Origin of the sequence: Psychrobacter celer (assembly GCF_016107555.1) — a bacterium.
Classification (GTDB): Bacteria; Pseudomonadota; Gammaproteobacteria; order Pseudomonadales; family Moraxellaceae; genus Psychrobacter; species Psychrobacter celer.
Window position 1 is genome coordinate 57867 of the sequence record NZ_JABASU010000009.1, and the last position, 20969, is coordinate 78835.

The 20969-nt window shown below is 47.6% G+C and carries 16 protein-coding genes; 8 read left to right on the forward strand and 8 right to left on the reverse strand.

All coding sequences use genetic code 11. The features are described from left to right. The first annotated feature begins 8 nt into the window (after positions 1–8). Entirely contained in the window at positions 9–1064 is a 1056-nt protein-coding gene (locus JFC05_RS06285) for an alpha/beta fold hydrolase (RefSeq protein ID WP_105245933.1), read from the forward strand. A gap of 152 nt (positions 1065–1216) precedes the next feature. On the opposite strand, the gene JFC05_RS06290 is transcribed toward JFC05_RS06285, so the two are convergent. Then, positions 1217–2155, reverse strand: coding sequence for a WG repeat-containing protein (locus JFC05_RS06290; protein ID WP_227697440.1), 939 nt, complete (start codon positions 2153–2155; stop codon positions 1217–1219). A 249-nt stretch (positions 2156–2404) separates the two neighbouring features. Between JFC05_RS06290 and JFC05_RS06295 the strand changes: the two genes are divergently transcribed. Beyond that, on the forward strand, positions 2405–3337 hold the full coding sequence (locus JFC05_RS06295) for a DMT family transporter (RefSeq protein WP_198336254.1): 933 nt from the start codon (positions 2405–2407) through the stop codon (positions 3335–3337). Positions 3338–3437: 100 nt separating this feature from the next. Here JFC05_RS06295 and JFC05_RS06300 read toward each other — a convergent pair whose 3' ends face one another. Then, positions 3438–4886, reverse strand: a complete 1449-nt coding sequence (locus JFC05_RS06300) for a solute carrier family 23 protein (protein WP_198336229.1) — start codon at positions 4884–4886, stop codon at positions 3438–3440. A gap of 721 nt (positions 4887–5607) precedes the next feature. Here JFC05_RS06300 and JFC05_RS06305 point away from each other — a divergent pair. Then, positions 5608–7044, forward strand: coding sequence for an L-serine ammonia-lyase (locus tag JFC05_RS06305; RefSeq protein ID WP_276511262.1), 1437 nt, complete (start codon positions 5608–5610; stop codon positions 7042–7044). 454 nt (positions 7045–7498) lie between these two features. On the opposite strand, the gene JFC05_RS06310 is transcribed toward JFC05_RS06305, so the two are convergent. The 3 genes from JFC05_RS06310 to xthA form a co-directional block, all read right to left on the reverse strand. Continuing rightward, a complete protein-coding gene (locus JFC05_RS06310; RefSeq protein ID WP_198336231.1) occupies positions 7499–7897 on the reverse strand; it encodes a DUF4377 domain-containing protein in 399 nt (132 codons plus the stop codon). A 394-nt stretch (positions 7898–8291) separates the two neighbouring features. Further along, positions 8292–9515, reverse strand: a complete 1224-nt coding sequence (gene argJ / locus JFC05_RS06315; protein WP_198336232.1) for a bifunctional glutamate N-acetyltransferase/amino-acid acetyltransferase ArgJ — start codon at positions 9513–9515, stop codon at positions 8292–8294. Between the two features lie 74 nt (positions 9516–9589). Further along, positions 9590–10414, reverse strand: a complete 825-nt coding sequence (xthA, locus tag JFC05_RS06320) for an exodeoxyribonuclease III (protein ID WP_198336233.1) — start codon at positions 10412–10414, stop codon at positions 9590–9592. Positions 10415–10647: 233 nt separating this feature from the next. Here xthA and JFC05_RS06325 point away from each other — a divergent pair, with 233 nt between their 5' ends. From JFC05_RS06325 to JFC05_RS06345, 5 genes are all read left to right on the forward strand, one after another. Next, positions 10648–11262 carry a thioesterase family protein gene (locus JFC05_RS06325; RefSeq protein WP_198336234.1) on the forward strand — a complete coding sequence of 205 codons (615 nt, stop codon included), beginning with the start codon at positions 10648–10650 and terminating at the stop codon, positions 11260–11262. Positions 11263–11275: 13 nt separating this feature from the next. Continuing rightward, positions 11276–11998: an ABC transporter ATP-binding protein gene (locus JFC05_RS06330; RefSeq protein WP_198336235.1), complete on the forward strand. Its 723-nt coding sequence runs from the start codon at positions 11276–11278 to the stop codon at positions 11996–11998. Positions 11999–12103: 105 nt separating this feature from the next. Continuing rightward, on the forward strand, positions 12104–12895 hold the full coding sequence (locus JFC05_RS06335; protein WP_198336236.1) for an ABC transporter permease: 792 nt from the start codon (positions 12104–12106) through the stop codon (positions 12893–12895). Positions 12896–13520: 625 nt separating this feature from the next. Beyond that, positions 13521–15218 (forward strand): AMP-binding protein, encoded by a 1698-nt coding sequence (locus JFC05_RS06340; protein WP_198336237.1) that lies wholly within the window; start codon positions 13521–13523, stop codon positions 15216–15218. Between the two features lie 736 nt (positions 15219–15954). Then, on the forward strand, positions 15955–17655 hold the full coding sequence (locus JFC05_RS06345) for an AMP-binding protein (RefSeq protein WP_198336238.1): 1701 nt from the start codon (positions 15955–15957) through the stop codon (positions 17653–17655). A 115-nt stretch (positions 17656–17770) separates the two neighbouring features. Here the strand turns inward: JFC05_RS06345 and JFC05_RS06350 are convergent, their stop codons facing one another. From JFC05_RS06350 to JFC05_RS06360, 3 genes are all read right to left on the reverse strand, one after another. Continuing rightward, complete coding sequence (locus JFC05_RS06350; protein ID WP_192995494.1) at positions 17771–18640, reverse strand: SDR family oxidoreductase; 870 nt, start codon at positions 18638–18640, stop codon at positions 17771–17773. Positions 18641–18799: 159 nt separating this feature from the next. Further along, positions 18800–19564: a histidine phosphatase family protein gene (locus JFC05_RS06355; RefSeq protein ID WP_198336239.1), complete on the reverse strand. Its 765-nt coding sequence runs from the start codon at positions 19562–19564 to the stop codon at positions 18800–18802. 56 nt (positions 19565–19620) lie between these two features. Further along, positions 19621–20904 carry a phosphotransferase family protein gene (locus JFC05_RS06360; RefSeq protein WP_198336240.1) on the reverse strand — a complete coding sequence of 428 codons (1284 nt, stop codon included), beginning with the start codon at positions 20902–20904 and terminating at the stop codon, positions 19621–19623. Positions 20905–20969 lie beyond the last annotated feature (65 nt).

Sequence of the window (20969 nt, forward strand, 5' to 3'; positions counted from 1 at the left end):
GACACTTCATGACACAATCAAATAACATCAATAGCGCCAGATCCCAAGCAAGCCCAGATCCAAGCCTAGATGAGAATGTGAGCCACTATCCTACGCCTGAGTGGCAAAAGTTTGGCGCACATCAGTGGCATGACTCTGATCTGAGTGACCAGTTGCATCAAGCGATGATCGATATCGGTGATGGTATCGAGCTTTGTGTGGAAGCAGGCGGTAACCCAAACCACCCACCCTTGCTCATGGTCATGGGGCTTGGCTCACAAATGATATTTTGGCCAGAAAACTTTATAAAACGCCTCATTGATGCCGGTTTTTTTGTGATTCGTTTTGACAATCGTGATATTGGTCTATCGTCTAAAGTGCAAATTGACGGCCTACCGCGTATCAGTCAGCTAAAGATGATGATGCGTCTGCAAACAGGGCTCTCTAACAAGAGCGCGCAAGTGGCCTATAATTTGACCGACATGGCCGAAGACACCGCCCGTCTTATAAAGGCGTTGCAGCTGGGTAAAACCCATCTGCTTGGCGCATCTATGGGCGGGATGATTGCCCAAATCGTGGCCGCTCGCTATCCAAGCTTGGTACAGCGAATGGCTCTGATGTTTACCACCACCAATCGTGCATTTTTAAGACCACCCAAACCTCGGCAGCTATACACCCTTATCAACCGCCCTGAGAGTCACTCTGAGCGTGATATCGTGCGTCATAGCGTCTGGTTTATGAAGACGGTTGGCACGCCAGGGCATGTCAATGTGCGCATGGTGCGTGAGATTGCCAAAATTCGCTATCAGCGCAGCTTTCATCCGCTCGGGACCGTGCAGCAGCTAAATGCTATTTTGGCATCTGGCTCTATTAGCCGCTATAGCAAACAAGTCAAAGCCCCAACCATTGTGTTACATGGTAGCGCCGATGGCCTCCTGCCAGCATCGCAAGGGCGCGTGGTGGCGAAGACCATCCCCAATGCCAAGTTTTATCTGATTGAGGGCATGGCACACGATATTCCTGAGTATTATCAGCCTTATATGGTGGATCTGATCAGTAATCATCTGTTGGCGCATCGCTCTTAAAGGTTATTTAAAAAGCGCGTACGTCTGAACAAGCGTGTAAGTTTGACTGTCAAAGACAAGCTTGCACGCTTTTTTATGCCTGCTTAAGTTATTTATATTTGCTGAATTTTTTATGCCTACTTAGGTATCGCCATGGGGCAAAAACAAACGGCTCAATCACAGCCAACGCTGCTGCCTGTTTTATCAATACACATTTTATTGCCATTTTTTAGATTACCGATCCATGCTTTGCCATCGACAAACACAAACGAGGGCTTGCCTTGATAAGTATCACTTGCCGACACGCCACTGTCTGCAAACCGAAACGGAATCAACAGCTCACCACCAAGATTGACAAAGCCCCAATCTTCATTGATACGTACGCCCGCCATGCCTTCAGAGAAGGGACGCACCTCATCAAATGAGTAGGTAATCATGGTGACATTTTGGTCATCGACAAAGCCCCATTTACCATCTTGCTGACGCGGCTGTAGTGTGGTAAATGGACTGATGGGCGGCGTGGATGGCGACTGACGCGCTTGCGGCGGCTTGTGGTTATTGTCAGCAGGCTCTTTTGCCACATTGCCACTTTTATCCAGCCAACTGATGTTATTGCTTTTACGCACACGGGTGATGCCGCCGCGATAATCAGCCACCTCACTAAACGATGACGAAAATGGCACGACGGTTCTGTTGGCGGTATTGATGACGCCATAGTTGCCGTCCTTTTTTACGACGATACGCCCTTCTGATACCGGCCGCGCCCAGCCTTGACGCTCTTTTAGCATATCGTACATAGCAGGCACCACTTCTCGCCCTTTCATATTGAGATATCCGACATGACCGTTACGCAGTACGGGCAGCAGCCCCTCTGAAAGGTTATCGGCGTCGACCTTTTGATAACGTGATAGATCGACGATGCGCTTGCCTTTGTTGTCAATCAAGGCCACAGGCGCGCCAAAATCTTTGACGGCTAAAAACAAGCCACTGCTGGCGGTACAAGAGACGTTTTTGTAGTAGCTTTTGGGGATTTTACAGCTGGCGGCTTGTGCTTGCGGTATCACCAGTAACGCACTGACAATGCTAACGCCAGCCGTACACCGCAACATCATTGTCCAAAGGTTAGATACTACAGGGCGCGGTTTTGATAAAGAACATCGAAACATAATAAACCTAAGCAAATGTCATTTATTGGCATAATTATATACACAGGGGTCGTCGTTTAGATAGCCTTGTCTGCTATCTCATAGAATAATTGTCGCTGAGCCATTTCATTTTGGGGGCAAAACCTCGACAATAGCTTAATCGCTGTAAAATGCTTTTTTATCATCATCCCATTCATATAAGGAGACACTATGGCTATGGCCATCGCCGCATCCCGCTCTGCCCCTATCGGTTTAGTCGTAGGCTGTATTATTTTTGGTTTAGGTAGCCTGATCGTCGCTCATGTCGATATCGGTGGTTGGGCGATGTCGTTTTGGCGCTTGGCCATCTCTGGTATCGTTTTTGCCGTATTGGCCAAAATCATGGGACAACGCTTGCCGCGCTCAGGACGCGCAATTTTTTATGCGTTGTTATCAGGGGCGTTTTTGGGATTGGATTTGGCACTTTGGCATGAGAGTATTTATGCGGTCGGCCCTGGTATCTCTACCCTGCTCAATAGCTTACAGATCTTTTTCTTAGCAGCGATTGGGTTTTTGTATTTCAATGAGCGTCAATCTATTGTACAGCTGATTAGTTTGTTTTTGGCAATGCTCGGTGTGGCGATGATTGGTAGCCCGGAGTTTGCCCATAACAGTGCAGCGACGTGGGGGTTTGTCACTGGTATCGTCTCGGGCGCTATGCTAGCGGCATCGATGACCTTTATCCGTAAGACGCACGATACTGAGCCAACGCCGATATTTATGCTCATGCAGCTGATCAGTATCGGCGGGGTGCTGGCGATGGTTGTGCCAATGTGGGTGTCTGATCAAGGCAGTATCTTGCCCAATACTTGGGCGGAGATTGGCTGGATATTGGTCTATGGTACGGTGATGCAGTGCTTGGCATGGGGACTCATTGCTTACTCTATTCCCAAGCTGTCACTGGCCTTGACGGGGTTACTATTGCTCTCTGAGCCTATCGCCGCTTTGGTGATTGATTATAGCTGGCTGGACAAACCCATCAATACTTTACAGTGGGCTGGTGCGTTACTCACCATGTTTGCTATTTATTTGGGTTCACTCAAACCAAAGCCACGCGCCCTACGCCGTTATCGTTTTTTTTCGCGGTTTTATAAACGCGACTATAAATAATCTCTGTCTGCTACTTATCATCATCTATTGCTCCCCTAAACGCACTACAAAAAACGCCCATACTATAATAGTATGGGCGTTTTTTTGACCAGTATACGGCCTATTTGGCCGCTGCGCTAGTGTCAGCGTTTTTGTCAGAGCCTTTATTAAACAACACATTTAACACGATAGCAGCCAAAGTTGCCGTGCCGATGCCGCCCAAATCAAACCCGCCTAAGTGCAAGCTAAAGTTACCTGTCCCCATAATGACAGTAACAGCCGCGATAATCAGATTGCTGTTTTTGCTAAAATCGATGTGATTGTCGATCCAAATCTTTGCCCCTGCAATCGCGATCAGGCCAAACACCACGATAGAAGCACCGCCTAATAAGGCCGCTGGTATCGTCTGAATAATGGCACCAAACTTTGGCGATAAGCCCAGCAAAATAGCCACCAACCCTGCCACGACAAATATCGTCGTGCTATAGACCTTGGTTACGGCCATGACACCGATGTTTTCGGCATAGGTAGTGACACCAGTGCCACCAAACCCTGCCGAAAACGTCGTGGCCAGCCCATCTGCAAAAAACGCGCGGCCCATATAAGGCGTCACCCGCGCTTTTGTCATACCCTCAACTGCCTTAAAGTGTCCTAAGTTTTCGGCGACTAGGATAAATGCCACCGGCGCGATAAGAATAATGGCGCTCATCTCAAAGCTTGGGGCATGAATCGTTGGTAGCCCAAACCACGATGCGGCGGCGACACCACTAAAATCAATCGCCGTGCCGAAGCCCAAAACATTGGTCATCACAAAATAGGCCACATAAGACAAGATCAAGCCCACCAGCAACAGCAAGCGGCGCAGCATACCACGGGTAAAGACCGCCACCCCACTGATGAGTAATACCGTCAACGTCGCCATCCAAGCATCAAACTGATTGGCCGACACCCCTTGGATGGTCACTGGCGCTAGGTTTAGACCGATAATCATCACAATAGCTCCTGTGACAATGGGCGGCATCAAGCGTTCAATCCAGCCAGTGCCCGTCTTCATCACCAATAGCCCAATCAGCGCATAGACGATACCACATGCCATGATACCGCCTAAAGCGACACTCAAATTATCATTGAACCCTGCCCCTGCATAAGCGGTCACTGCAATGACAGGTCCGATGAACGCAAAGCTTGAGCCCAGATAACTTGGCATACGCCCGCCTGTGATCATAAAAAACATCACAGTACAGATGCCCGACATCAAGATAGCCAGATTGGGGTCAAATCCCATCAAAAGCGGTGCCAACACCGTCGCCCCAAACATGGCAAAGGTATGCTGCACCCCTAACAAGACGCTTTTTGAAGGCGGTAGATATTCATTGATACCGACAGGATCGCGGTCCAAGTCGCCTTTATAAGGTCGCCATGTCGGAAACCAGCGGCCATTGTCAAAATCTGAATGAAGCGGCTGACCCATGGCTGCTGGGTCGATACCCGCCGCCTCTAAGGCGTTTTGTGCCGGCTTATCTTGAGCGCTTTTTTGGGAAGATGAAGGATGTTCTGTTGGCGATGACATGCGCGCGTCCTATGTGAGCTGGAGTGATGAGGAAAAACAAGGGCGTGTCTCAATTTTAGTCAATAGCTACTTACTTAGCCTAAAAATAAAAACACTTTAATAGAATGATACTATGCAGCAATATTTTGATTTATAACATCATGATTTATAACACAAATCGACTATTTTTCTTTTTTTCTATTGAGACTTATTCTTTTATATTTCTTGCTAGCAAACCAAAAGTATTATTTGTTATGATGTCTGTGTTTTACCGGATGTGACAGGGTCGATATGTTGCCGATATGTTCAATAGTTAATTCTAAATAAAACAGATACATTATATGTCAACATGGAACTGGTATAGATTTTCCTTGCGTGCCGTACCTGTGCTGCTCGATGCTGCGTAAAACTCATCCCAGTCATACTGTGTCGTTTTTATACTGAACTCACTATACTAAATATCTAAGTTGGCGCTGTCCTACTGTCCATCAGCCTATCAACTACTGACTTACAGGATGTTACACAACCGTTGGCTGGAAGCATAATAACGGAGTTTCTTATTAAATAAAAGTTATTATTCAGCGGCTATTTTTGTTCTTCGACTCCCATACAACCACCACCACTGCGCTATATGCACCGTATATAGGTGATTATCGGTAGTGGCTGGCTATTATATATTGACTCAAAGTGCGTAAAGCAGGCTATCTTGTCTGCCCAATCACTGATGACTTTTTGGTAATTTATTATGATTAGTGTTTTTGATTTATTTAAAATCGGTATCGGGCCATCAAGCTCACATACCGTCGGTCCGATGGTCGCTGCCAATCTTTTTTTGACCTCACTGATAAAGCAGGCTGAGTTAACGACTATCCAGCGTATCGAGATTGAGCTTTATGGCTCGTTGGCAGCCACTGGCAAAGGCCATGCCACCGACACAGCCATATTACTTGGCTTACTCGGACATACGCCCAGTACGATTGATACGCGTTTGACCAGTGATTATCTAGCGCCTATTTTTTCAGCCAAACAGCTGGCTATCTCAGCCATGCATACGATTGACTTTGATACAGATCGCGATATTCACTGGTATGATGAGACGGTGTTGCCTTATCACCCAAACGCCTTGACCCTGCGCGCGACACTAGCAGATGATAGCAGCTATCAGCAGACTTACTACTCAGTTGGCGGCGGTTTTGTCATCAATGAAGAAGACGCCACCAACCCAGACGAAGACCATGCCAGCCCTACGATAGCTAGTGTGCCGTACCCCTTCAATAGTGCCGCAGAGCTACTAGAGCAATGTCGTCAGCATGAGCTTAGTATCAGCGAGCTGGTGCTGGCCAACGAGTGCCACTTTCGTGATAAAACAGCGGTGTTTGAGTATTTGGATCAGATTTGGGCGGTGATGCAAGACTGCGTCACACAAGGGTGTGACAATGGTGGCATCTTGCCAGGTGGCCTAGATGTCAAACGCCGCGCTAAAGACTTGCACCAACAGCTAGACGCTGAAAAAGACCAGCCGATCGCCAAGACCGACAAGCTCGCTGCCATGGACTGGGTCGATCTGTACGCTCTGGCAGTCAATGAAGAAAACGCCAATGGTGGCAAAGTGGTCACTGCGCCGACCAATGGTGCAGCGGGCATCATCCCAGCGGTGCTACATTATTACCGTGATTTTTTGCCCAACTATAGCCAAGACGGCGTGCGCAAGTTTTTATTAAACGCCACGGCTATCGGCAGCTTAATCAAACAAAACGCCTCCATCTCTGGCGCTGAAGTTGGCTGTCAAGGCGAGGTTGGCTCCGCTTGTGCGATGGCAGGCTCTGCTCTAGCCGAGATCATGGATGGCTCGCCAGCCAAATGCTTAAATGCGGCCGAAATAGGCATCGAGCACAACTTAGGCTTAACCTGCGATCCTATCGGCGGACTGGTACAGGTGCCTTGTATCGAGCGCAATGCCATGGGCGCGGTCAAAGCGATCAATGCGGCGCGTCTGGCCTGCCGCGGCAATGGCCAACATTTCGTCTCGTTAGACAAGGTGATTGAAACCATGAAAGTGACTGGCGCTGACATGCTCGATAAGTATAAAGAAACCTCACGTGGCGGGCTGGCAGTGTATGCTGACAATCGTATACCGACGGCCACTCATGGCGTCAGTGTAAAGTACAGCCAGTGTTAGTCGTCATTTATGAGGTCAGCATACTAATAAGATAATCGTGTTGTGTTAAACGTAACAAAAAATGCCTCTGATCAATCAGAGGCATTTTTTAGGATAATGATTAGGGCGTGTTGAACATTCACAAATAGGCACTGCTGATTGCTAAAATTGTTCCAGACAAGGCGCAAAGCAACGATAATGCAGATGCCTTAGCTAGATTTGCAACGCAGTACAGCGCAATTTTAGCATCAGCCGTAGGGACAGGACTCTTTTTTGCCGCTTCATTGGTAAAAATAGACGCTTAGAGCGACTAAGCTTACTATTTTTACCTTCGAATCGTCCTAAAAAATAGTCTCTGTCAGTGCCATGGTTGAATGTTCAACACGCCCTCAATATCTATCGTCAGAACACGCCCTCAATATCTATCGTCAGTATGATGGCTGTCTACAATAGTTTTAGTCAGCAGTTAGCGTCATTACTCAGCTGTCTTAGAAATTACTTCATTTAAGATCCAGACCGGTTGTACCACATTTGAGCCTTCAGCAGTTACGGCTTCTTGGCGCACATCGAGCACATAACGATAGTTTGGCTCATAAGTGAAACCTTGGATATTACCATTTAATGTGGTGTAGTTTTTCTGATGGGTTTGACGATACTGCAAGCATTCAGCTTCAACGGTGGTACCATCGGTTGCCGTGAGGTCACAAACAGCTTTTCGTGGTGCAATCTCTACCTCAAAGCTTGGGATATTGACAACTTTGACATTCATTGGCTGCCCCTCAACCACCATGGTACGCTCGTTATCCATCCCCATGGTAGAGCAACCTGATAGGGCAAATGTGGTCATTAATGCTGCAATGGCTAATTTTTTCATTATTCAATCCTCAGTTATTGGTTATGCGTTTTTATTACTTGTTTTACGTTATTGTTTGGCAAATTTTATAACTATCGTCGTATGTCTCACACTTATCAGGTCATGATTACTTGATAGTTTGGTTTAACCGTTTGATGTATTGCTGACTGAAATAAGTATAGGGCGCAGTGCTGCTTCTCCTCTATGACTGCTTTGTAAAGTAACGTCAGCTTTTGCAACTGCTGTTAATAAAGCGTATTAAATCACAGGGTAAATTGCTACTCACCGCGTATTTACTTCGAGCACGTCTCCTCATATTGGCTTAACAAGGCACAAAAAAAGCCAGAGCGACACCGTATCGGTCACTCTGGCTGTTACACTTGGCATTAAGGTATCAATAAATAGCCGCTATCAGTTAGCTACGATAGTCTGCATTGATTTTGACATAGTCATAAGACAAGTCGCAGGTATAAACGGTATCGCTAGCATCACCGCGTGCCAGATCGATATGAATGGTAATCTCTGGGCGGCTCATCACCGCCTTGCCCGCCTCTTCTGTATAATCTGGCGCCACGCCGCCGTTTTGGCAAATCATCACTTCATCAAGATAGACATCGACTTGCTCGGTATCAAGATCTTCAATCCCTGCATAACCCACCGCCGCCAAGATACGACCCCAATTAGCATCGCTGGCAAAAAACGCCGTTTTGACCAATGGAGAGTGCGCGACCGCATAGGCCACGTCACAGCATTCTTGTGTAACTTTGCCGCCGGTGACTTTGACCGTCATAAACTTCGTTGCGCCTTCCCCATCTCGTACAATCAACTGCGCCAGACGGACAAACACCTCTGTCAAGGCAGCAAATACCGCTGAATAATGCGGGTGCTCAGGGCTATCGATTACCTCCGAGCTGGCTGCACCTGTGGCGATCAACACGCAGCAATCGTTGGTCGAGGTATCTCCATCGACTGTGATGCGGTTAAAGGACTGCTCATTGATTTGACCCAGCATCTCTTGTAGCAGGTCGGTTTTGATATTGGCATCGGTCGCCACATAGCCTAGCATAGTTGCCATATTTGGACGTATCATGCCTGAGCCTTTTGAGATACCAGTCACATGATAGCAGCTGCCCGCCACCTCGATTTTTTGGCTCGCAATCTTGGGTATAGTATCAGTGGTACGGATGCCATTTGCCGCGGCCAGCCATTTATCAGCCGCCAAACCAGCAAGCGCCTCATCCAACCCTGCAATGACCGCATCGCTGTTTAGCGGCTCACCAATGACCCCTGTCGAAAACGGCAAGACCGTCTGGGTATCGACGCCAGCTTTAGTGGCCAATGCCGCACATATCTCTTGGGCGCGGCGTTTGCCATCGGCACCCGTCCCAGCATTGGCATTACCAGTGTTGATCACAAGATAGCGTGGACTGTGAGTGTCAAAGTGCTCACGCAGTACGCGTACAGGCGCCGCACAAAAGGTGTTGTTGGTAGTGACAACAGCGCAGCTGGCCGTCTCAGCAATCTCAAGCACCACCAAATCATCACGATCCTTATAACGCACACCTGCCGCGGTCGCACTTAGTTTGACGCCTTCGATGGGATAAATAGTATCAGGTATTGCAACATTTCCAACAGCCATAGGGGTTTCCTTATTTTGCTTATATAGATGGTTTATTCAGACGGTTTGTTTATTTAGGCCATATTTGATTCAAATTATACTTTGCTAAGAGCAAACGCGCTCCAAATTGGCGCGTGGTCAGAAGGCTTTTCCATACCACGAAGCTCATAGCTGATACCCGCATCCACGCAGTGATCGACGAGATCCGCGCTACACAAAATATGGTCGATACGTAGACCACGCTTCGGATCGTCATTAAAGCCGCGACTGCGGTAATCAAACCAGCTATATAGCTCGGTACTCTCTGGATAATGCAGACGGTACGTATCCGTCAGCTCACGCGACATCAAATCGGCATACCACTCACGCTCTTCTGGCAAAAATGAAGTCTTTCTATTTTTTAGCCAGCGTTTGGCATTTGCTTCCCCAATGCCGATGTCGATATCTTCTGGCGCGATATTCATATCACCCATAATCACCAGTGAGCGACCTTCAGCTTTGAGCGTGTCGATATATGCCATCAAATCGGCATAGTAGGCACGCTTCATAGGGAACTTGGTGGGATGGTCTTGGCTCTCGCCTTGCGGAAAATAGCCATTTAATACATCAATTTCACGGCCTTGCAGCTCATAACGGGCGTGGATAAAGCGTTTTTGGGCATCCACATCTTCGCCAGGGAACCCCTTTTGGACAAATATCGGCGCAACTTTGGATAACAGAGCCACACCGTAATGCCCTTTTTGGCCAAAGTATTCTACATGATACCCCAAACCCTCGACCGCCGATAAAGGAAACTGATCGTCGTGTACTTTAGTCTCTTGTAATCCCATCACATCAGGATCGATCACCTCTCGCACTGCCTCTAGCTGATGCTGACGGGCACGAATACCATTGATATTAAAACTGACAAAACGGGTCATAAATTATCCTATACTGATTGATGAAAATACGCAGCGATACACTGATATGACGCACTATGATAGCAGACGTAAATGGGTCTGACTGTTGCACGCCCAGATATCTTAAGCTAGAGTAGTTGCTACTGGTCAGCGGCCATGATACCTCATAATAAATAGCTGACACTTTTTGGGCATGCAACTTTTAGCACTCAACCATCGCACAGACATCCTGTATCACTATACTGAGCACTCATATGACAACAAGCACGCAAACAACAACAACAAAAACCGAGCACCACACCCCAAAAACAGCCACCAGCGATAGTATCTCGCCACTATTTGCAAAAGACTATAATGTCTATATTAACCATACCGATGCTGGCGGTATAGTCTACCATGCCAATCATCTGGTGTTTTTTGAAAACTGTCGCCGTGATTGGTTTGCCAAACTCGGTCTCAACGGTTATTTTTTACAGACAGATACAGGCGACGTGCAGCACTTTGTCGTCAGTCAAGCAGACCTACAATACAAACGGGCGATATTGTTAGATGAAGTCATCAGCGTACGTATCGATGACGTCGAGATAAAGCCTGCCAGCATTGTGTTTTATCAAAGTATCCATCGGCATCTGACAGATAGCGCAGCTAGCAGCAACGCTGGGCTATTAAGCCGTGGCAAAATTGTCATCGCCTGCGTGCAAAACCAGCTAAGACCGACACCAAATACCGGTGACAAGGACCATGCAGCCGATACCGCTGCTGCCAACGGCGCCCCCATGCGCCCCATTCGCGTACCTCAAAAGCTGCGGGCAGCCATTGAGCAAGCCGCCGCACGGCCGTCACCAATTCAGACACCAGCTGCTCAATAGACAGCGCCCATCGATGAGTAACGACAACGACGATACTATCTTGGCATTTGAGCATGTCAAGGTGCTGACTCACGGTAGTGATGGACAAAAAAAACGACTGATACAACAAGCCAGTGGCACACTATTAGCAGGACAGGTGACCGTCCTGACGGGTACATCTGGTAGCGGCAAGTCGGTACTACTACGGGTGCTGACAGGGCTTTTGCCCATCAGCGCGGGCACCGTACGGTTAAGACCCACGCACGAGCCGCCCCACGCCCGCTTTTGGGGCATACAAGATATCTCACCTACCAAATGGCGCGCTCAAGTCGCTTTGCTCGCGCAGCACCCTCAGCTGATAGAAGGCAGCGTGCTTGATAATCTGCAGCTGCCTTTCCAGTTGCGGGCGCATCAGCATCTATGCTTTGATAGCGATTGGCATACCGCCCAGCTTGCTTATTTAGGCCGAGGGGGTGATTTTTTGCACAAAGATTCCTATCACTTATCAGGCGGCGAGCGCCAGCTGGTCAACACCTTACGCTTACTACAACTAGAGCCGCGTGTCTTGTTGCTAGACGAGCCTACCGCCGCGCTAGATGTCGATACGGCCGCGCAGCTGGTTGCGCTTCTCGCCGACTGGGTACAAAAAAGCAAACAACGCACGGTACTGTGGGTCACGCACGATACCCAAGACATCCTGCCATTGGCAGACCAGCATTGGCATATGCAAGCAGGCGTACTGACTAAAATCAGGTAAATGTAAATTCAATGAACGCATCAAAGGGTACATGTCTGCGTAGGCACAGCGGGCAGTAAAAATAAATGAGTGAGCCAGCATACTTGGCTGACAAAGTGAGCCGCGATGAACACCAGCGACGACATGCAGATATTTCTCACATATGGCGACATTGCGCTCGCCAGCAGCTTAATCCTCATGGTATTGATGGTCTCTTGGCGTTTGCGTCTACATCTGACCAAAACACTATTGATGGCGGCGCTACGTACAGTCGTGCAGCTGAGCTTTATCGGTCTCATCTTAGCGTGGGTATTTGCGCGCGAGCAGTGGTATGAAGTTTTATCCATCTTGACCATAATGACACTGATTGCAGGAAGTGCGGCCAAAAACCGAGTCAAACGCCGCTATAAAGGCTTGTTTATCGATACGCTGCTTGCCGTTAGTGTCTCCGCAGTACTGGTGACAGCCATGGCTATCTTGGTTATTTTAGAAGTGCAGCCATGGTACACACCGCAGTTTGTGATTCCTATTTTGGGTCTGATATTAGGCAACTCACTGACTGCCATCTCATTGACCAGTAACCAGCTGATCAATGCCTTTTATGAGCAGCAAGCGCGTATCGAGATGATGCTCAGCTTATCTGCGACGCCCTTTGAAGCTGTACATGAGCAGATACGAACGGCCATCATCAATGGTATGACACCGACGCTCAACTCTATGTTGGTGGTCGGCGTGGTGAGCTTACCTGGTATGATGACAGGACAGATCTTAGCAGGCGCTGATCCTACCCAAGCCATTCGCTATCAAATAGTCACCATGTTTTTAATCTGTGTGAGTAGCACATTGGGCTGCACCATCAGCGCCCTACTCACTTACCGCCGATTTTTTAATAAACACCAGCAATTCTCGCTTCCTTGACTGCCAATTGCTGGCTTCTATGAGGGCGTGTCCTCAATTCAACTGATAGTCACCAAATTTACTCCATCAAGCATCACTTCTTTTCATTATCCGTTCATTGTAATTGTCAATTATATATAGTCGATACACTCTAAAAATGTCATAGCGCTACTGGGATGAATTTTGCGCAGCCTCTGGGAACGCAGCACGCAAGTAAAATTTATACCAGTAGCGCGTTTAAATCCATAACAGTTTTACATTCAGCTAACTATAGATAACTTCTCTGGTACAGGCTTAATCTACCTCATACTTTATGGCTGATGGTTAAATGAACTGATCAGTATCATATACCGTTGTTGCCTTGGCCGACATTCATGCTACTGTATTTCTGAAGTGTATTATTTTTTTGATGCCTTGGTTTTTATGCTTTAATAATAGCGCATGGTTTTCGCTATCACTGAAGCAATCGATGATTACCGTGCAACTTACCCTGTCATTCAAAAAACTGAGCAGCCAGTCAATAAATACGGATGTTGACGCACGCAGCGACAAACTACCTCTGTCAGCGCTGGTGTGTTTTATTGACACGGATAAGACTGCTTTGATACACCCTCCTACCCTATTTTGAAATTCAAGGACGCTGACTATGATGCCGAACAAACCTTGGCTTGCCAATTATCCCGATGGTGTACCTAAGACTATCAACCCTGATAGATATAGCAGCATAATGGAGCTGTACGAGGAATGCTTTGACCGCTTTCGTATGCACCCTATGAGTATCTGTATGGGTGTGACTCATACTTATCATGATGTGGATGAAGCCTCGTTGGCCGTCGCCGCATGGCTACAATCTCAGGGACTACCACAAGGCAGTGTGGTGGCACTGATGATGCCAAACGTGCCGCAATATCTGCCCACGATGATTGGTATCTTGCGCGCAGGCTATGTATGCACCCCAGTCAATCCACTCTATACAGGCCGCGAGCTGCGCCATCAGCTCAACGACTCAGGCGCACAAATTATCTTTGTGGTAGACAACTTTGCCCAAGCGCTCGAGCAGGTCATCGGCGAGACCAAAATCAAACGTATTGTCTTATCCAAAATGGGCGATATGATGGGGCTCAAAGGCATCTTGGTCAATACCATCATTCGCCAAGTCAAACGTCTGGTCCCCAAATACAAGCTCAACGACCCAAAGTATCAAGTCACCAAACTCCCTGATGTGCTCAAAAAAGGCAAAAACCTTCCCTTTCAAAAGCCAAAAATGTCACTTGATCAAAAGGCGTTTTTGCAATATACCGGCGGCACAACAGGATTATCAAAGGGTGCCATCTTATCGCAGCGTAATATCGTGGCGGCGGCGATGCAATCAGAGGCTTGGACCCGCCCTATCACCTCTGAGATCAATGAGGTATATATCAATATGGTCATGGCGCTACCGCTGTATCATATCTTTGCCTTTATGCTCAGCTTGCTCGGCATGCGCTCAGGCTATACCTTTATCTTAATACCCAACCCGCGCGATATACCAGGGTTTATCAAAACCTTATCAAAACAGCCATTTCATATTTTTCCAGCGGTCAATACGCTGTTTAAAGGCTTGCTAGATCATCCAGACTTTAAACACCTAGATTTTAGCTCGCTACGTATCTCGCAGGCAGGTGGTATGGCGGCGACCGAACAAACCGCCACTCGCTGGCTTGAGACCACTGGCTGTGCGATGATCGAAGGTTGGGGAATGACCGAAGGCGTGGCGGTCGGTACGGCCAACGTCATCACAGATCGTAAGTTTAACGGAACAATTGGTGTGCCCGTCCCTAGCGTCGATGCCATTGTGATTGATGATGAGGGCAAGCGCGTCGGTGTAAACCAAGCAGGCGAGCTGTGCGTCAAGGGCCCTAACGTCACCTCAGGTTATTTAAACAGAGACAGCAGTGATGACTTTACCAGCGATGGTTATTTCCGTACTGGTGATATCGTTAGTATGGATGAAAAAGGCTACTTTAGACTGTTAGACCGTAAAAAAGACATGATTTTGGTCTCTGGTTTTAATGTTTTCCCTAATGAGATTGAGTCTGTCATGCTTGACTGCGACGGTATCGTTGATTGTGCGGTCATTGGTATTCCTGATGAGCGCCAAGGCGAGGCAGTCAAAATCTATGTGGTGCCTGCGGACAACAATGTCACCAAAGAAGTCATCAAAGAGTTTGCGCTGGACAACTTAACGGGTTATAAGTGCCCACGTCATATCGAGTTTGTCAGCGAGCTACCAAAGAGCAACGTCGGTAAGGTATTGCGGCAAAAACTGCGCGAAAAACACGACGCAGACCATCCAAGACTGTAGATACGTCATTCATAATAAGAACTTTATCAAAGCTTTATCATAGCGCCTTGCCTTTGCAGGGCGCTTTTATGTCAGCGCCCTTATCTTTAGATCTTTTTATTACTTACTATTGCTTGATGCATGAATGACGGCTTATCTGTCTCGTTACTATCTATTTATCCGCTTTGACCTCACAGAATTTTTACTCAATCTTTATTCTATGTTATCGTCACTATTGACGAATCGCCTTCGCCAGCCATTTATCTTTCAAATAAGCTGCCGCGCCAGACAACACCCTCACAGCCCATCCCTATTTGATGACCATTTAACTTATTTCACTTGCAACACATCTTATTTGATTAATCAAATTTATATATGTACTAAGAAGTTCTAGTATAATAATATCGATTTACGTTGTAGTTATGTTAATTTATTGCCGGAATATGTCAATTGCCATTCTGTTGCTTTAATTAAAGGAAACATTCGTTAAAACAACAGAATATCGTCGTTTTACCATATATATGTTTTATTTGACCTCGTGTGACGGCGAGGCGCACAATCAATCGTTTAACCCATTCAAACCAGCATTTTTGATCGTTAAACACCATTGTACAAAGGCCACCATATGTTAGCAGTCAGTAATAGATAGGATAGCACTCGGCCATATCGCACTCAGTGATTGAGCGCATATCGTTGACAAGGATGTGACTACTTTCTTATAGAACCTTAACTTATATCAAAATTAAGGAAGCTAAATATGACTACAGATAAGCCTTGGCTTGCTCATTATCCAGCAAACGTACCAAAGAGCATCGACCCTGATCAATACGACAACCTCATCGAGCTATACGAGGAGTGTTTTAATCGCTTTCGTATGCACCCTATGAGTGTCTGTATGGGCGTGACACACACGTATGATGACGTCGACAAAGCCTCATTGGCCGTCGCCGCATGGCTACAGTCGCAGGGAATCCCCAAAGGTAGCGTGGTGGCATTGATGATGCCAAACGTGCCGCAGTATTTGCCCACGATGATCGGTATCTTGCGAGCAGGCTACGTATGTACGCCTATCAACCCATTATACACTGGCCGCGAGCTGCGCCATCAGCTCAACGATTCAGGTGCGCAAGTTATCTTTGTGGTAGACAACTTTGCCCAAGCGCTCGAGCAGGTCATCGAAGAGACGGCCATTAGGCGTATTGTTTTATCCAAAATGGGCGACATGATGGGGCTTAAGGGTATTTTGGTCAATACCGTTATCCGTCAAGTCAAACGCTTGGTACCTAAGTACAACCTCAATGATCCTAAATATAATGTCACCAAATTCCCTGATGTTCTAAAAAAAGGCAAGAGTCTACCGTTTCAGCCCTCAAAAACCAGCTTAAGCCAAACGGCTATCTTGCAATATACTGGTGGTACCACTGGACTATCAAAAGGCGCGGTATTAACTCAGCGTAACGTCGTCGCTGCTGCCATGCAGTCAGAAGCATGGTTTCGTCCGGTCACGTCTGAGATCAATGAAGTGTATATCAATATGGTCATGGCGCTGCCGCTGTATCATATTTTTGCTTACATGCTTAGCCTGCTTGGCATGCGCTCAGGTTATACCTTTATCTTGGTACCAAATCCGCGTGATATGCCTGGATTTATCAAAACTTTATCCAAACAGCCGTTCCATATTTTTCCAGCGGTTAATACTTTGTTTAAAGGCTTGCTTGATCAGCCAAACTTTAAAGACCTAGATTTTAGCTCACTTCGTCTCTCGCAGGCAGGTGGTATGGCGGCAACCGAACAAACAGCGGCACGTTGGTTAGAAGTGACAGGCTGTCCGATGATTGAAGGTTGGGGTATGACTGAATGTGTAGCAGTCGGCACCAACAATATCGTCATTGATCGTAAATTTAATGGTACGATTGGCACGCCTGGTCCAAGCGTTGATATTATTGTTATCGATGAAGATGGCAAAGAAGTAGGCGTTAATCAGGCAGGCGAGCTGTGCATCAAAGGTCCAAATGTCATGTCGGGCTACTTTAATAAAGACAGTAGTAGCGACTTTACTAAAGAGGGTTACTTCCGTACTGGTGATATCGTTAGTATGGATGAAAAAGGCTACTTCACCCTACTCGATCGCAAAAAAGACATGATTTTGGTCTCTGGTTTTAATGTTTTCCCTAATGAGATTGAGTCTGTCATGTTGGACAGCGACGATATTGTCGACTGTGCGGTGATAGGTATCCCTGATGAGCATCAAGGTGAAGCGGTCAAAATCTATATCGTGCCTGCAGACAACAATGTCACCAAAGAAGCCATCAAAGAGTTTGCGCTAGACAACTTAACGGGTTATAAGTGCCCGCGTCATATTGAGTTTGTCAGCGAGCTACCAAAGAGTAACGTCGGTAAGGTACTGCGGCAAAAGCTGCGCGAACAGCATCAACTCGACAACCCGCAAACGCTTTAGTCAAAGCGTCTAACACTGCGGATACTGCAGCGTAAAAAGCCCTCTATACAGATATAGAGGGCTTTTTTTGTCTATTTATATTTTTATTGTATTTGCGTTTTAAGTGAGTGAGATGCTAACTGAACTTATTGACCACCTGTAATGGCAGATGCTTCATCGCCTTACCCACCACCGACCACGGCAAGCTTGGTACACAGGCTTCTTCTACCTCAGCCTCAATGGCGGCAACGATGGCTTTGGTGCCCGTTTCGGCATTGACCTCAAACGGCAGCGGTTTGGCGTTTTCATTGATCTCGGTACGCACATAGCCTGGATAAATCGTAGACACCTGAATGGGCAGATTGGTAAGTAGCATATCAGCACGAATACCCTCTGCAAGATGCGCCAGCCCCGCTTTGCTTGCACCATACGCCGTTAGGTGTTTGGGCAAACCACGCATAGCCGACATACTAGAGATCACCACCAAGTGACCGCTGTTTTGTGCGCGAAAGATATTCATCGCCGCTTCACACTGTGCCAGCGCGGATATAAAATTGATCTCGACTGTATGACGGTTGGTTTCAAAACGGCCTTTACCAATACGGCGGCTATCTCCCACACCCGCATTGACGACCACACGGTCGATACCATCGAAGTCCGCAGCAAAGGCATCAAACACTGAAAATATCTCGTCATAGTTGCTCACATCCAAAGCGCGATACTCGACCCGAATGTCCGGATACTCTGCCACTAGCTCTGAGGTTAAACGCTCTAGGCGATCGGTACGGCGCGCACAAATCGCCAAATTATAACCAAGCTTGGCAAAGAGTCTGGCCATCCCTTCACCCAAGCCTGAGCTGGCTCCTGTGATGAGTACGGTTTTGCCGCGCCCGACTTGTTGTTTGCTGCGTTTTTTTAGATACCGATCTGGGTATAGCGCGCTTAATATCTGCCGCTTGCGCTGCGCGGCGTTTTGCTTGACGACCTTTAAAATATGATTTTGCATAGACAGTCCTTGATATCTTATAATAAAATAGCGCTTGTTTTATCATCAGACAAGATAAGCGGATGATACGCGGCGATCATAGAGGATGGCATTCGTCCTTAGCCGCAGCCGCGAGCGCTGTTGTCCTACTATAGCGTATCCGTGCCGTCAGATACCAGCTTATCGCCACGTCACAAACCCTTTGCCTGCTGAAAACAGGTGACTATACTCATTTAAAGACAGCAAACGCGTTCGCTCATTTTTAAACGTGATCGCCGTCACCCCAGTATTGACCAGACTTTTATTAATCTGATAAGCCGTTGAGCTGCCCTGCTTTAATAGCTGAGCTGTGATGGCCGCGATCACGCCACCTGAGGTAAAAACCAGCACCGTACTGTCACGATTTAGGCTCATATCCACCACTTTTTGTCGTACCTGCTCGAGCGCCAACTGGGCGCGGTCGTTGAACTGTGGCCAGCTCTCTAGATAGTCATCATCGCACTCGCCGCCATGCCAGCGCTGCATCGCTTGATCAAACAGCTCGGCCAAACGCTTAGATGGGACCTCTGCTTGCGCAATCTCGGCCGCGATTGCCGCGCGATTGCCAAAAGCTGGATGAGACTTCATCAAGACGTCTTGATGATTAAACTCATCAAACTGCGGCAAGACATAGCGATCCGTATTGTCTAAGTCAATGGCGGATACGAGCGGCGGCGTTTGGTTTTGATCCCTGCCCGCAAAAGACTGGTAGCGTTGCCAAAAATGCCGCGCTGAGTCTTGCTGCCTGACCAAGCTGCCGGTAAAGATGGCATCGATAGGGCGCTGGGTGTTTGCATAATGCTCACCTAACATCTGCGCCTGAATACCGCCCAGCTCTGAGAGCTGATCGTAGTTTGCTTGCCCAAAGGACGCCTGACCATGACGTGCCAGAAGTATGGTGGTCATAAAATACTGCCTTTTGTTATTAATCCAACGGTATTTGTTTGCGGCGTATCAGCGCGTTACTCGTCCACCGATGACGACGTCTGGGTAAAGTAACTTTTTGGTAAGATACTTTTGACAATTTTTTGTACAGGACTGGGTAGCTGTGCGATGGTAGCAGCATCGACGCCCATGTCTGCTAAATGCGGCTGCACGTGACTGGTAAACAACGCCTCGCCCTCATACTGAGCGATCAGCTTTAAGCACTTGGCATGCAAGACATGGACGATAATCCAAAAGTTTTTAAAGGCAGGGTTGGTGGTTTGTTTATGATAATAGCGATAATAAATTTGCTGTACGATACCCGCTAAGCGAAACAACCCAAACACCTCATAAAACGTCCAGTTGTCTATCTGTAGGCCCGTACGCTCCAGATAATAATCCACCACTTCCTCACGGGTCATCATGCCCTTTAAATGCGTGGGCTGACGGCGGGACTGCTGCATGATCATGTTATCGTCGGCTTCTATCCAGTAAGCCAAAGCACTGCCCAAATCCATCAACGGATCGCCCAAAGTCGCCATTTCCCAATCGAGCACACCAATGACTTTGGTTGGATCCGTGGCATCTAAGATCACATTATCAAAGCGCCAGTCGTTGTGAATCAAGCAAGTTTTACTATCGGCAGGTGTGTGCTTAGTCAGCCATTGACGCACCAACGCAAAGCTTGGCACATTGGGTGTTTTGGCTTTGACATAGCGCTTATCCCAGCCTGTCACTTGGCGCTCGCAGTAGCCCTCACCGCGGCCAAGCTCGACCAAGTCAGGATGCGCGCTATAGTCTACTTGATGTAGATCAATCAAGGCGTCGATGACATTGGTGCATAATGCGCGTGTTTGCGCTTCATCTAACTCAATCCCTTTGGGCAGATTGGCACGCGGAATGATGCCTTCCATACGCTCCATGACATAAAAATCCGCTCCGATGACTGACTCATCGGTACATAGCGCCACCATATTTGGCACATAAGGGTAAGCGTCTTTTAAGGCTTTTTGTACCGTGTACTCACGCACCATGTCATGCGCCGACTTGGCTTTGGTGCCTTTTGGCGGACGACGTAAGATCAAATCTTGCTCTGCACCCGTGCCTTCATATTGTAGCCGGTACGTCCAGTTTGATGCGCCGCCTGAAAACTGAGTGACTGTTGGCTCGCCTTTTATATCAACGCCCTGCTCGCGTAGCCAGTCGCTGACCGCGTGAGCATCCAGCTCTTCGCCTTCGCGCACTGCGCCGCCTTTATCTAGGACGTTGCTCGGTGACTGGTCATCGTTGTCAGTAGAGTTGGCATGAGTATCAGTAGCCATAAGATGTTCCTTATCATGTGGTCAATTAAAGTAATCAATCATTACGGTAAGGCAGCTGCATTATC